Source organism: Aggregatibacter sp. 2125159857, assembly GCF_017798005.1.
Classification (GTDB): Bacteria; Pseudomonadota; Gammaproteobacteria; order Enterobacterales; family Pasteurellaceae; genus Aggregatibacter.
In genome coordinates, this window is sequence record NZ_CP072548.1 from 179,754 (window position 1) to 193,740 (window position 13,987).

General features: G+C 42.2%; 13 protein-coding genes and 1 pseudogene. 4 read left to right on the plus strand and 10 right to left on the minus strand.

Annotated features, from left to right (window positions below):
• Positions 1-24: 24 nt before the first annotated feature.
• The 8 genes from rpoB to J5X96_RS00890 all read right to left on the minus strand — a co-directional run bounded on the left by rpoB (position 25) and on the right by J5X96_RS00890 (position 8,748).
• Positions 25-4,053: a DNA-directed RNA polymerase subunit beta gene (gene rpoB / locus J5X96_RS00855; RefSeq protein WP_209363697.1), complete on the minus strand. Its 4,029-nt coding sequence runs from the start codon at positions 4,051-4,053 to the stop codon at positions 25-27.
• A 268-nt stretch (positions 4,054-4,321) separates the two neighbouring features.
• A complete protein-coding gene (rplL, locus tag J5X96_RS00860; protein WP_005702046.1) occupies positions 4,322-4,693 on the minus strand; it encodes a 50S ribosomal protein L7/L12 in 372 nt (123 codons plus the stop codon).
• A 51-nt stretch (positions 4,694-4,744) separates the two neighbouring features.
• Positions 4,745-5,236 carry a 50S ribosomal protein L10 gene (gene rplJ / locus J5X96_RS00865; protein WP_005703558.1) on the minus strand — a complete coding sequence of 164 codons (492 nt, stop codon included), beginning with the start codon at positions 5,234-5,236 and terminating at the stop codon, positions 4,745-4,747.
• A 355-nt stretch (positions 5,237-5,591) separates the two neighbouring features.
• Entirely contained in the window at positions 5,592-6,281 is a 690-nt protein-coding gene (rplA, locus tag J5X96_RS00870; protein ID WP_209363699.1) for a 50S ribosomal protein L1, read from the minus strand.
• A gap of 4 nt (positions 6,282-6,285) precedes the next feature.
• Positions 6,286-6,714 (minus strand): 50S ribosomal protein L11, encoded by a 429-nt coding sequence (gene rplK / locus J5X96_RS00875; protein WP_005630840.1) that lies wholly within the window; start codon positions 6,712-6,714, stop codon positions 6,286-6,288.
• Positions 6,715-6,881: 167 nt separating this feature from the next.
• Entirely contained in the window at positions 6,882-7,433 is a 552-nt protein-coding gene (nusG, locus tag J5X96_RS00880; RefSeq protein WP_209363700.1) for a transcription termination/antitermination protein NusG, read from the minus strand.
• Between the two features lies 1 nt (position 7,434).
• On the minus strand, positions 7,435-7,845 hold the full coding sequence (secE, locus tag J5X96_RS00885) for a preprotein translocase subunit SecE (protein ID WP_209363702.1): 411 nt from the start codon (positions 7,843-7,845) through the stop codon (positions 7,435-7,437).
• Positions 7,846-7,989: 144 nt separating this feature from the next.
• Positions 7,990-8,748, minus strand: coding sequence for a 7-cyano-7-deazaguanine/7-aminomethyl-7-deazaguanine transporter (locus tag J5X96_RS00890; RefSeq protein ID WP_245193470.1), 759 nt, complete (start codon positions 8,746-8,748; stop codon positions 7,990-7,992).
• Positions 8,749-8,935: 187 nt separating this feature from the next.
• On the opposite strand from J5X96_RS00890, the gene J5X96_RS00895 reads away from it, so the two are divergent.
• Complete coding sequence (locus tag J5X96_RS00895) at positions 8,936-11,020, plus strand: TonB-dependent receptor domain-containing protein (protein ID WP_209363704.1); 2,085 nt, start codon at positions 8,936-8,938, stop codon at positions 11,018-11,020.
• A gap of 83 nt (positions 11,021-11,103) precedes the next feature.
• Here J5X96_RS00895 and J5X96_RS00900 read toward each other — a convergent pair.
• Both J5X96_RS00900 and J5X96_RS00905 read right to left on the minus strand, forming a co-directional pair.
• Positions 11,104-11,292 (minus strand): annotated as a pseudogene (locus tag J5X96_RS00900) (type II toxin-antitoxin system HipA family toxin); the annotation flags it as partial.
• A gap of 12 nt (positions 11,293-11,304) precedes the next feature.
• Complete coding sequence (locus tag J5X96_RS00905) at positions 11,305-11,613, minus strand: helix-turn-helix transcriptional regulator (protein ID WP_209363706.1); 309 nt, start codon at positions 11,611-11,613, stop codon at positions 11,305-11,307.
• A 131-nt stretch (positions 11,614-11,744) separates the two neighbouring features.
• Here J5X96_RS00905 and rppH point away from each other — a divergent pair, with 131 nt between their 5' ends.
• From rppH to lgt, 3 genes are read left to right on the plus strand one after another with little or no spacing between them, the layout of a single operon-like run.
• Positions 11,745-12,341, plus strand: coding sequence for an RNA pyrophosphohydrolase (rppH, locus tag J5X96_RS00910; RefSeq protein ID WP_209363708.1), 597 nt, complete (start codon positions 11,745-11,747; stop codon positions 12,339-12,341).
• Positions 12,342-12,343: 2 nt separating this feature from the next.
• Positions 12,344-13,141: a sulfite exporter TauE/SafE family protein gene (locus J5X96_RS00915; RefSeq protein ID WP_209363710.1), complete on the plus strand. Its 798-nt coding sequence runs from the start codon at positions 12,344-12,346 to the stop codon at positions 13,139-13,141.
• Positions 13,142-13,149: 8 nt separating this feature from the next.
• Positions 13,150-13,956: a prolipoprotein diacylglyceryl transferase gene (gene lgt / locus J5X96_RS00920; protein ID WP_021616074.1), complete on the plus strand. Its 807-nt coding sequence runs from the start codon at positions 13,150-13,152 to the stop codon at positions 13,954-13,956.
• Positions 13,957-13,987: the final 31 nt, after the last annotated feature.

Consider the following 13,987-nt stretch of genomic DNA (forward strand, 5'->3'; position numbering starts at 1 on the left):
CTCAATAGGGGTCAATACCCTGACTTATTCTTCGTCCAAGTCGATGTTGATACCAAGTGAACGGATTTCTTTCATGATTACGTTGAAAGATTCCGGTGTGCCCGGATCCATTTGTTGGTTGCCGCTGACGATGTTTTTATACATCTTCGTACGACCGTTCACATCATCGGATTTCACAGTTAACATTTCTTGTAAGGTATAAGCCGCACCATAAGCTTCAAGTGCCCATACCTCCATCTCACCGAAACGTTGACCACCGAATTGCGCCTTACCACCCAACGGTTGTTGAGTAACAAGACTATAAGAACCGGTTGAACGCGCGTGCATTTTGTCATCAACCAAGTGGTTCAATTTGAGCATATACATGTAACCTACTGTTACCGGACGCTCGAATTTCTCACCTGTACGACCATCATAAAGGGTAATTTGACCGGAAGTCGGTAAACCACCAAGCTCTAATAAGCCTTTAATTTCTTTTTCATGGGCACCGTCGAATACCGGTGTCGCAATCGGCAAGCCTTTACGCAAGTTTTGCGCTAAACGCATCACTTCTTCGTCAGTAAAGGTGCTGAGATCCACTTTTTGTGAACCGCCGCCAAGGTCATAGGCTTTTTGCATGTATTCACGCAATTTCGCGATAGATTGTTGTTGTTTAATCATCGCGTTAATTTGATCACCGATACCTTTTGCCGCCAAACCTAAGTGAGTTTCTAAGATTTGACCGATATTCATACGGGACGGAACGCCCAGCGGGTTCAATACGATTTCAACAGGTTGACCGTTTTCATCGTATGGCATGTCTTCCACAGGGTTAATTTTTGAGATAACCCCTTTATTACCGTGACGACCCGCCATTTTATCACCCGGTTGAATTTGACGTTTCACTGCCAAGTACACTTTAACGACTTTTAACACGCCCGGTGCCAAATCGTCGCCTTGGATAATCTTGTTGCGTTGAACTTCTAATTTACGTTCAAATTCTTTGCGTAATTCTTCGTGTTGTTCCGCTAATTGCTCTAATTGGTGTTGTTTTTCCTCGTTATCTAAGGTTTGTTCCAACCATTTAGTGCGGTCTAATTTATCTAAGGATTTCGCATCGAAACCACCGGATAACAATAGGTTGCGGACACGCATAAACAAGCCGGCTTCCAAGATCTCAAACTCTTCGCTCAAGTCTTTTTTCGCTTGTTTTAACTGCATTTCTTCGATTTCTAACGCACGTTTGTCTTTTTCTACGCCATCGCGGGTAAACACTTGTACGTCGATAACGGTACCGGAAACGCTGTTTGGTACGCGTAAAGAAGAGTCTTTCACATCAGACGCTTTTTCACCGAAGATCGCGCGTAATAATTTTTCTTCCGGGGTTAATTGGGTTTCACCTTTTGGTGTCACTTTACCGACCAGAATATCGCCGCCCTTCACTTCTGCACCGATATACACGATACCGGATTCGTCCAATTTGCTTAATGCAGCTTCACCGACGTTAGGAATATCTGCGGTAATTTCTTCCACACCTAATTTGGTATCACGCGCCACACAAGAAAGCTCTTGAATGTGAATAGTAGTGAAACGATCTTGTTGTACCACACGTTCGGAAACTAACATGGAGTCTTCGAAGTTATAACCGTTCCACGGCATGAACGCCACGCGAATATTTTGACCGAGTGCTAACTCACCTAAATCGGTAGAAGGACCATCCGCCAAAATTTCACCACGCTCAACCGGCTCACCTAATTCCACACAAGGAATTTGGTTAATACAGGTGTTTTGGTTAGAACGGGTATATTTGATTAAGTTATAAATATCAATACCGGCTTCGCCCGCAACGGTTTCGTCTTCATTGACTTTCACCACGATACGGGAAGCGTCCACGTATTGAATCGTACCACCGCGTTTTGCAACAACCGCAACACCGGAGTCAAGCGCTACCGCTTTCTCAATACCAGTACCGACCAATGGTTTGTCTGCGCGTAATGTTGGTACTGCTTGACGTTGCATGTTCGCACCCATCAAGGCACGGTTCGCATCGTCATGCTCTAAGAATGGAATCAAAGCTGCCGCCACAGAAACCACTTGTTGGGTAGAAACGTCCATATAGTGAATTTCTTCAGGTTTATAAAGACCTGATTCACCATGTTCACCACGACAGGTAACAAACGCATCGGTGAAACGGAACTCTTCATCAAGATTTGAGTTCGCCTGTGCGATAACGTATTTACCTTCTTCAATCGCAGAAAGGTATTCAATTTCTTCAGTCACTTGGCCATTGACGACTTTACGATATGGTGTTTCTAAGAAACCGTAGTCGTTGGTACGTGCATAAACAGAAAGCGAGTTAATCAAACCGATGTTCGGACCTTCAGGGGTTTCAATCGGACACACACGACCATAGTGAGTTGCATGTACGTCACGCACCTCAAAACCGGCACGTTCACGAGTTAAACCGCCCGGACCCAATGCAGAAATACGACGTTTGTGTGTAACTTCTGATAACGGGTTGTTTTGGTCCATAAATTGAGATAATTGAGATGAACCAAAGAATTCTTTCACTGCAGCAGAAATCGGTTTCGCATTAATTAAATCTTGTGGTGTAACCGCTTCCAGATCACCTAAAGACAAGCGCTCTTTCACCGCGCGTTCAACACGCACTAAACCGATACGGAATTGGTTCTCTGCCATTTCACCCACTGAACGAATACGACGGTTACCCAAGTGGTCGATATCATCCACTTCACCACGACCGTTACGAATTTCGATCAATTTCTTCATGACATTAACGATATCTTCGTTACTTAATGTGCCACTACCGGTAGTTTCTTCAATGCCTAAAGAGCGATTGAATTTCATACGACCTACCGCAGATAAATCATAACGGTCGGAAGAGAAGAATAAATTCTCAAATAACGCTTCAGCCGCTTCTTTTGTCGGTGGCTCGCCCGGACGCATCATGCGATAGATTTCGACTAGCGCACTCAAACGATCATAAGAAGGGTCAACACGTAAGGTTTCAGAAATATACGGACCATAATCAAGATCATTCGTAAACAAAGTCTCAATTTGTGTATAACCGGCTTGTGCCAATTTAGCCAATAACTCAAGGGAAAGCTCCATATTGGCAGGGCAAACCAATTCACCGGTTTCAAGATCCACATAATCTTTTGCTGCAACTTTGCCAACAATATATTCAGTCGGCACTTCAACTTGTGTGATGTTGTCTTTTTCTAAAGCTTTAATATGACGTGCAGTGATGCGACGACCACGTTCAACATACACTTTGCCATTAGCTTCAATATCAAATGCTGCCGTTTCACCACGTAAACGTTCAGGCATTAGATTCATCAGCAATTTATTATCTTTAATTTCGAAGACAACTTTATCAAAGAAAAGATCTAGGATTTGTTCAGTGGTGTAACCTAACGCACGCAAGATAATGGTTGCCGGTAATTTACGACGACGGTCAATACGCGCATATAAGTTATCTTTTGGATCAAACTCAAAATCCAACCATGAACCACGGTAAGGAATAATACGTGCGTTATATAGCACTTTACCTGAAGAGTGCGTTTTACCTTTGTCACTATCAAAGAATACACCCGGACTACGGTGTAATTGAGACACGATAACACGCTCGGTACCGTTAATCACAAAAGTACCGTTATCGGTCATTAAGGGGATTTCCCCCATGTAAACTTCTTGTTCTTTAATATCTTTGATCGTACCCGGTGCAGCGTCTTTGTCATAACTTACTAAGCGTAATTTCACGCGTAATGGTGCTGCATAGGTGGTGCCACGGATTTGACATTCACGCACATCAAATACCGGCTCGCCTAATTGATAGCTAACATATTGTAATTCGGTATTTCCATTGGTACTGACAATAGGGAATACTGAACGGAAAGCGGCCTCTAAGCCTTGCTGACCATCCGGATCTCGTTGAATAAATTTCTCAAAAGAATCAAGCTGGATTGTTAATAAATAAGGAATATTTAAAACTTGCGGACGTTTGCCGAAGTCTTTACGAATTCGTTTTTTCTCGGTATAGGAGTAAACCATAGGGTTCCTCTGTTTGCTGTTCAGTGACCCACAATCAACACACAATAATTTGGGCAAAAATTGGTGATAACATATTAGATACCGTTTTAGATGACCGCACTATGAACCTTACTTCTTGAGTGGGTGACTCAAATTAAAATGCTGAATTTAATCTGAGGAAACAAAAGTAATTAAACGGCAAATTTACTTCTGTTTTTGATAGCACAAAATGGCTGATGGTCACCCACCAGCCATTTAGCCTGAGAAACAGGACAAAATAAAATCAAAATTATTTGATTTCTACTTTCGCGCCAGCTTCTTCTAATTCTTTCTTAAGTGCTTCTGCTTCTGCTTTAGCGATGCCTTCTTTCAATACAGCCGGTGCAGATTCAACTAAGTCTTTAGCTTCTTTTAAGCCTAAACCGGTTGCACCACGTACTGCTTTGATTACTGCTACTTTGTTAGCACCCGCTTCAGCAAGAACTACGTCGAATTCAGTTTTTTCTTCTGCCGCTGCTGCTGCACCACCTGCTGGCGCTGCTGCTACTGCTGCCGCTGCGGAAACACCGAATTTTTCTTCCATCGCTGTGATTAATTCAACGATTTCAGTTACAGATTTAGAAGCAATCGCTTCAATGATTTGTTCGTTAGTTAATGACATAACAATCAATTCCTAAAGTAAATAAAGTTAATTGGATGAAGAAACGCTTGATTAAGCCGCTTCTTGTAATTTGTCGCGTAATGCCGCAAAAGTGCGAACAAGTTTGCCTGCCGCAGCTTCTTTCATTGTGCCCATTAAACGTGCAATTGCTTCGTCGTAAGTCGGTAATGTTGCTAAGAATTCAACATCTTGGATCTTACCTTCAAAGGCTGCACCTTTAAGTTCAAACTTATCGTTTGCTTTTGCAAATTCTTTGAACAAACGTGCTGCAGCACCTGGATGTTCAGTAGAGAATGCGATAAGTGTTGGACCGGTAAATGTGTCTTTCAAACATTCGAATTCAGTGCCTTCTACCGCACGACGTAATAAAGTATTACGAACAACGCGCATAGAAACACCGGCTTCGCGTGCAGATTTACGCAATTCGGTCATTTTGTCTACTGTAACACCACGGGAATCCGCGATCACAGCAGAAAGGGCACCTTTGGCTGCTTCATTTACTTCGGCAACAATTGCTTGTTTGTCTTGAAGATTTAATGCCATTGGCTTTTAGCTCCTGAATACACTCCGATTGCTCGGAATTTAAATACCTAATAAAACGACTATTAGGACGAATTCGGTGCACAGAAGCAAGAAAATTCTTATTCTGTTCACCATCTACGTAGGATAATTAAGATTGCTCCCCTACGGTCTTGGACGGGGCTTGAATGAGGTCAAGCACCAACCAGAAATACTAAACCGCAAATAAACTACGGTCTAAAAAGGTCAAAGATTATAACGGTCGAAATATCGTTTGTAAATGCTCGATGACAAAAAATCACCACTCAACAATGATAAACACCAGAAAAAATAACCGCACTCATAAAAGTGCGGTCATATTTCATTGTACTTTGATGAATTACAGTGAAACTTGATCGATAGCTACACCAGCACCCATTGTCGTAGAAAGACTGACTTTCTTAATGAAGATACCTTTAGAAGTTGCAGGTTTTGCTTTAGTTAAAGCGGCTAACAACGCTTGAAGGTTTTCTTTTAATTGTGCTTCAGAGAAGTTTGCTTTACCGATAGTGGTGTGAATGATACCGTTTTTATCATTACGGTAACGAACCTGACCGGATTTCGCATTTTTAACAGCATCAGCAACGTTTGGTGTCACAGTACCCACTTTCGGGTTTGGCATTAAACCACGTGGGCCTAATACTTGACCTAATTGACCAACAACACGCATTGCATCAGGAGAAGCGATTACAACGTCAAAGTTCATTTCGCCTTTTTTAACTTGCTCTGCTAAGTCTTCCATACCGACTAAATCAGCGCCCGCTGCTTTAGCTGCTTCTGCGTTCGCACCTTGGGTGAATACAGCCACGCGAACTTCACGACCTGTACCATGTGGTAACACAGTTGCACCACGAACGTTTTGGTCAGATTTACGAGGATCAATACCTAAGTTTACTGCAACATCAACACTTTCAACGAACTTGGCTGTTGCGAATTGTTTTAATAACGCGATTGCTTCGTTGATTTCATATGCTTTAGTAGAATCTACGCCAGCTTTGATTGCTTTCATTTTTTTAGTCAATTTAGCCATCGTATTATTCCTCCACCACTAAGCCCATTGAGCGAGCAGTACCAGCAATTGATTTCATTTTGGTTTCGATCGTCGCACCAGTCATATCTGCTGCTTTCGTTTCAGCGATTTGACGAACTTGATCTAAAGTGACTTTACCCACTTTATCTTTATTTGGTTTACCAGAACCAGATTTGATACCTGCTGCTTTTTTCAATAAAACTGCTGCCGGTGGGGTTTTTGTAACGAACGTAAATGAACGGTCTGCATAGACAGTAATAACAACCGGAATTGGTAAACCTTTTTCTAAGCTCTCAGTACGCGCGTTGAATGCTTTACAGAATTCCATAATGTTCACACCTTGTTGACCTAATGCCGGACCAACTGGTGGTGATGGGTTTGCCATACCCGCTGCAACTTGCAACTTAACGTAGGCTTGGACTTTTTTTGCCATTTTAGTTTCCTCTAAATGGGTGATAACGCTATTACTAGCTCCCCTGTTGATAAAAAGGGTTGCATTCTAATCAAAGGCAACCGGTTTTTCAAGTAAAATACTTGAGAAAGTCACCGCACTTTATCCTAGTTGATTTAAAGTGCGGTCAAATTTTTGAACATTTTTAACTAGCTATTCTTTTCCACTTGACCAAATTCAAGCTCAACCGGTGTCGCACGGCCAAAGATAGATACAGAGACTTTCAAGCGGCCTTTTTCGTAGTCGATTTCTTCGACTGTACCGTTGAAATCCATAAATGGTCCTTCAGTGACGCGGACTTCCTCGCCCGGTTGGAAAGTCGTTCTTGGTTTTGGTTTATCGCTATTTTGCTCTAAGCGATTTAGAATAATATCCGCTTCGCGATTGCTAATTGGTGCCGGTTTATCCGGTGTACCACCAATGAAACCCATCACACGTGGCACGCTACGCACCAAGTGCCAAGTATCATCGTTCATTTCCATTTGTACTAACACATAACCCGGGAAATATTTACGTTCACTTTTGCGACGTTTACCTGCCACATTTTCCACGACTTCTTCTGTCGGCACTAACACTTCACCGAATTGATCTTCCATATTGTGAAGTTTGATATATTCACGCAATGTGGTCGCAACACGCGCTTCAAAACCAGAGAAGGCCTGTAACACATACCAACGTTTTTTACTTGCGGTTTCGGTCATTTTAGAATCTCCAGTCAGTTAAGAAGGTAATGATACTCACGATAATTGAATCTAAGCCCCAGAGAATTAAAGACACAAACACAGTTACACCCACAACAATGAAAGTGGTTTGCGTTGCTTCCGGGCGGCTTGGCCAAACAATGCGACGTAATTCAGTGCGAGCATCTTGGAAGAAACCAAGTGCTTTTCGTCCTTGGTTAGTCATTGCCGCTATCCCTAAAGCAATCAGTAGCAATACAACAACAGCAACAACACGGATCGGCGTGGAATATTGATCCTCGAAATAAATATTACCGAGAGCTGTTGCAGCAATGATCACAACTGTCAACAACCATAAAAAAGTATTTAATCCTTTAGACTTTTCTTCAGGAGCCTCAGGCGTATGTTTCTTTTTTTCTATGTCTAATGCCATAAATTTAATCCATCGTAATAACGTAAAATAAGGAATCTTGTTGATAAGGCGCGAAATTATAACAACTAATTCCTCAGTTAGCTATAAAAAGTTCCCACTGCAAAACAAGAGATGGCAATACAAGAACATCGCTCGGCAAAGTAATTAGCACTGATCAGAGGCGCAAGATATGGTCTTTTTTGTATTAAGCGCATCCTCATTGCTACCCATTGCATCCATCAATGATTGCATTTTGCGTAAAATCATATTGAGAACAATGCCATAGGCCGGTACGAACAATAGAACACCAATAAAGAGTTTGAATAAATAATCGACAAAACCGATTTCGACCCAGTGTTCCGCCATAAACGGATCGCTACTGGCATAAAAAGCTATCGCGAAGAACAAATAGGTATCTGCCATTGAGCCAAATACCATAGAGCTAGTCGGTGCAATCCACCACGTTTTCAGTTGACGGAGTCGGTTAAAGACCACAACATCCAGCAACTGCCCAAAGACATAAGCACAGAAACTGGCTACCGCAATACGAAAGACGAAGACGTTAAATTCACTTAACGCAGAAAATCCTTGATATTGGCTTTCTGAAAAGAGTGTAGAAACTAAATAACTGATAATTAACGCAGGAATCATGACAATAAAAATAATCCAACGCGCTTCTTTTGCACCAAATACCCGCACGGTCAAATCGGTTGCTAAGAAGATAAACGGGAACGTGAGTGATCCCCATGTGCTGTGAAACATGAAATCTTCCTGTGCACCAAACAGGGTTAATGGCACATGAATTTCAAAAGGAATTTGGACTAAGTAGTTGCTGGCAGCAATGATAAAAATATGAAAGAAACTGAGCAGAACAAGCGCTCGACGTTTTTGGCGATCGTTGAAGATCGAAAATGCCTGTGTCATTTTGTGTTACCTTTTTAGTTTAAATTGGGGTTAGGGAACCCAGTGAATATGTGATTCTGCAAAAATTGCAGGGCGCAAATAATACTTCATCAAAAAAATAATTCAACCGAAATATCGCGCACTTCAAAAGGTCAAGATTTTTCTGTATCATGAAAAAGAATCATTCTTAATATTAAAAAGGACCTTTATGAAATCATGCATTAAACTTTCTCCTATTAGTTTAGCTCTTTTTTCTGTTTTCTCGACCCAAACATTCGCAGAGGAAACAAATACTGAGGCATTAGCACCTATCGTTGTCACCGCCGCCGGTACTTCTCAAGATTTAAAAGATGCACCTGCCAGCATCAGCATTGTGAATCAAGAACAGCTTAAACAACACCCATCCAATCGTTTAGAAGAGGCGTTACAAGATATTCCGGGCGTAAATGTCAGCGGGAGTAATGTGAATAAATCAGATATTTCTATCCGTGGTTTACCCGCTGATTACACATTAATCATGGTTGATGGTCGTCGTCAAAATACCCGTGAATCCCGCCCAAATGGTAACGGCGGTTTTGAAGGTGCATTTATCCCGCCGGTAAATGCAATTGAGCGCATTGAAGTGGTGCGTGGGCCGATGTCCTCTCTATATGGTTCTGATGCCATGGGCGGCGTTGTCAACATTATTACTAAAAATGTTACCAAAGAATGGACAGGATCTGCCTCTGTCGGCTTTACCGCACATGATAAAAGCACTTTTGGTAACGGGCATCATGGTAATTTCTTTGTTTCAGGTCCATTAGTTCAAGATAAGCTAGGGCTGCAAGTTTACGGCGGAGCAGACTATCACCCTGAAGATAATATCATCGGCGGTTCTAATCGTAATAAAAACCGAAATATCAATGCTAAACTTTCCTTTACACCAACTGATAAACAAACCTTTATCTTAGAAGGTGGTCGCCACTTACTCGAAAAACAGGAAACACCGGGAAAATCCTTAGCGTTAACCACAACACGTGGTGCCAGTATTGCACACAATCAACCGGGAGCTACGCACGCCATCAGAAATCACTGGTCTTTAACCCATCAAGCCGATTGGGATGTGATGAGTTCCGAATTGAGTTTATATCAAGAAAAAGCCAAACGTGAAGTAAGCACAAATGGCGTGGTAGATTCTCGTAAACCGGAAATCACAAACACCGTATTTGATGCGAAATTCATGTTACCTGTGGCAAACCATTTCTTCGTATTTGGTGGTCAGCATCAAAATGCCAAATTGGAAGATGATTCCGTTACCAAAGTCAATCGAATGACAAGAACAGTGAATGGAAAAACGCAAACACGCTCAGTGCCTATTTATAAAAATACGAAAAATAACGTTCACCAGTATGCATTTTTCCTTGAAGATGAAATTAATTTCACCGATAAATTCCTATTAACCCTAGGAACACGCTTGGATCATCACCAGAAGTTTGGTACGCATTGGAACCCAAGAGCCTATGCGGTTTACCATATTGATGATAACTTCAGTGTAAAAGGGGGGATCGCGAAAGCTTTCCGTGCACCAAGTATTCGTGAATTGAGCGAAAGCTATGTTACTGCGACAGAAGCGGGCGCCGGTGTCATTTACGGTAATCCAAACTTAAAACCGGAAACCAGCGTCAATGAAGAGGTGAGTGTTGTTTACAATCACGATAGCGGTGCCAATGCCACAGTAACCTTGTTTAATACAGAGTTTAAAAACAAACTGACCAGCCATTACACCGGCAATCCGGATCCTATTACTGGTGCTAAACTTTATAAATATAGCAATGTTGGTCGCGCCAATATTAAGGGGGTTGAAGTGAGTTCCCATATTCCGTTTGACGAACACTGGAACGTAGATTTGTCTTATACATACCAGCATTCAAAACGTAAATCGGATGAAGACATTTCAGCTTCGGGCGTAAGTTTAAGAGGATTGCCATTGGATAACACACCTAAGCATTCCGCTAGCGGAAAACTAAATTGGATCGTAAATGATCGCTTAAGCGCCTATACTCGCGTGGCTTATAAAGGCAAACAAATTTGGGCAAATCCGCGTAATGGGGACAACCGAAATGCCTACCGTACCCGCGGCGGATATACCACGGTGGATTTAGGCACAACCTATAAGGTTAATCCAAATGTCTCCCTTAACTTTGCGGTATTAAATATTGGTAATGAAATTGGTGAACGCGTAGATACCAACGGCGGAAGCTGGACGGTAGAAGATGGTCGTCGTTTCTGGACAAACCTTAACATCACATTCTAATCCAATCACAATAAGGCACATTTGGTTTCTAAAATGTGCCTTTATTCTCCCACTCAAAGTGCGATCAAAATTGACTTTAAATGCTATAATTCAGGCTCATTTAATACGTTAAGTAACGCTAAACGTTTACGATAATTTTTCAAGACACAATCGATATGTGACTGTGGCATAAATGATTGCGAATAAATCCGCTCGACCTTCTCTCTTTCTTGTGTAATTTCAGGAATGAATTTTTGAATAATCACATTCTTACTTAATCCAATATTTTCCCCCTCACGAGCGGACTAAATTGCGCATAGCGAAACTCCCAATGTTTGAGCAACAAGAAAAACGGTGGTAAATCGAATTTGACTTGGATCTTGAAATAGGCGATTTAGCGTAGAAATAGACACGCCGGTTTGTAACTCCAACATACTTAGCTCAATACCAAGTGATTTCCGTTTATCATTTAACATTTTTCCAAATGCCTTGAGATCGGTAATCTTCCCGGCATAAAGCTGTTGCCTTTGTGCTTGCTCATAGGCAATCACAGCTTGTTGAAGCTTTTTCAACTCATCAATTTGACTCTCTAATTGTGCACTAAGATGATTCATTCAATCGAGCTCACAACGATGCCGTATCAGCGCAACATAAAAATACAGAATAAAGTTGTACTGTGTGGCAGTTTATGAAACAATTCGCTGTTATTTAGCGTGAAAAATAGAACAATTTAAGGGATACGATAGTGATCGATTTCGATGGCTACCGTCCGAATGTAGGCATTGTGATTTGTAATAACAAAGGGCAAGTGCTGTGGGCGAAAAGATATGGACAGAACTCTTGGCAATTTCCGCAAGGGGGCATTAATGATAACGAAACGCCTGAACAGGCGATGTTTCGGGAATTATTTGAAGAAGTCGGGCTAACGCCTAAAGATGTGCGTGTGCTATACGCCTCTAAACAGTGGTTACGTTATAAATTACCGAAGCGTTTATTGCGTCACGATTCCAAGCCCATGTGCATCGGACAGAAACAACGTTGGTTTTTATTGCAGTTGGTGACTGATACCAAGAATATCAATATGCAGTGCAGTAAAACGCCCGAATTTGACGGGTGGCGTTGGGTGAGTTTTTGGTATCCGGTGCGTCAAGTGGTGTCTTTTAAAAAAGAGGTTTATCGTAAAGCCATGAAAGAGTTTGCGGCGGTGTTATTTGAGGAAAACAGTAAAACTTTGTCGCAAACTGAAACCGCAACATTCGGCGATAAGAAACCTGCTTTCTCTTCTCACAAGCAACATTATTCCAAACCATCCAAACGTGCGCCGCATAAATATAGAGGATAAGTATGTTAACCTTCTTTTTCTTTTGCTTGCTTGCCGGTTGTGTTGCCGGCTTCTTGTCAGGGCTTTTTGGTATTGGCGGTGGTATGGTGATTGTGCCGATGATGGTATATTTACTACCAATTGTGGGCGTGCCGGATTCATTGCTCATGTCCACCGCACTTGGCACATCTTTTGCCACCATCGTGGTTACCGCGTTTTCTTCCGCACAACGACACCATAAACTTGGTAATGTGGTTTGGTCAACGTTGAAATATTTTGCACCCGCGTTAATGATTAGCGCATTTATTTCCGGGCAATACATCAGTAAATTGCCACCTGAAATTTCCGGTAAGTTATTTGCCTGCTTAGTCACCTATTTGGCGATTAAGATGATTCTGTCCATTAAACCGAAAAATCTCGATCCGAATAAAAAAATCACGCCGTTATCCTCAATTATCGGTGGTGCTTTAATCGGTATGATATCAAGCGTTGCCGGTATCGGCGGTGGCGGATTTATCGTGCCGTTTTTAAATTCACGCAATGTGGACATTAAAAAAGCCATCGGCACCTCCGCATTTTGTGGCATGTTAATGGGCATCGCCGGTATGTTAAGCTTTATGCTGAGCGGTTGGGGAACACCGGGTATGCCGAATTATTCCCTCGGTTTTGTGTACCTTCCTGCCGTGTTAGGCATTACCGTCACCTCATTTTTTACCTCCAAACTCGGTGCCAATATGACCAACCGATTACCGGTGTCGACCTTGAAGAAAGGATTTGCCGCCTTCTTAATTGTGGTGGCGATTAATATGTTATTGAAATAAGGAACGTTATGAATTCAGACTATTTGGTTTTACCCCATTTCGACCCGGCGATTTTTGAATTTGGTCCAATTGGCCTGCGCTGGTACGGTTTAATGTATTTACTTGGTTTTATTTTCGCCCGCTGGCTTGGCGTACGTCGTGCCAAACAGCCAAACAGCGGTTGGACGGTAGATCAAGTGGACTCTTTGCTATTTAACAGCTTTATGGGGATTTTCTTCGGCGGACGAATCGGCGATGTTTTCTTTTATAATCTTGATCGTTTTTTACAGGATCCGCTGTATTTATTCCGCGTTTGGGAAGGGGGAATGTCTTTCCATGGCGGTTTAATCGGTGTGATTATCGCCATGATTATCACCTCTAAAATTCAAAAACGCCGCTTTTGGGCAACGGCTGATTTTATGGCACCCTTAATTCCGTTCGGGCTAGGTATGGGGCGTATTGGTAATTTCATTAACCTTGAATTATGGGGGCGTCAAACTGATGTGCCTTGGGCGATGATTTTCCCAACGGATCCGCTGCTCTTGCCGCGCCATCCGTCTCAGTTATATGAAGCTGTGTTGGAAGGTTTAGTGTTATTCTTGATTCTCAATGGGTTTATTCGCAAACCACGTCCGACAGGTTCTGTGGCTGGGTTATTCCTTATCGGCTACGGTTTTTTCCGTTTTATCGTTGAATATGTGCGCGAACCGGATGTAGAACTTTTCCTCAATGTGATCACGCGCGGGCAGTTACTTTGCGTACCTATGATTGTGGGGGGCATTGCCATTATGCTTTGGGCATATCGCAAAAGTGCGGTGCAAAAATCCGTTAAATAATGCCTTTGGCATGATTTCATTTTCTTCATGT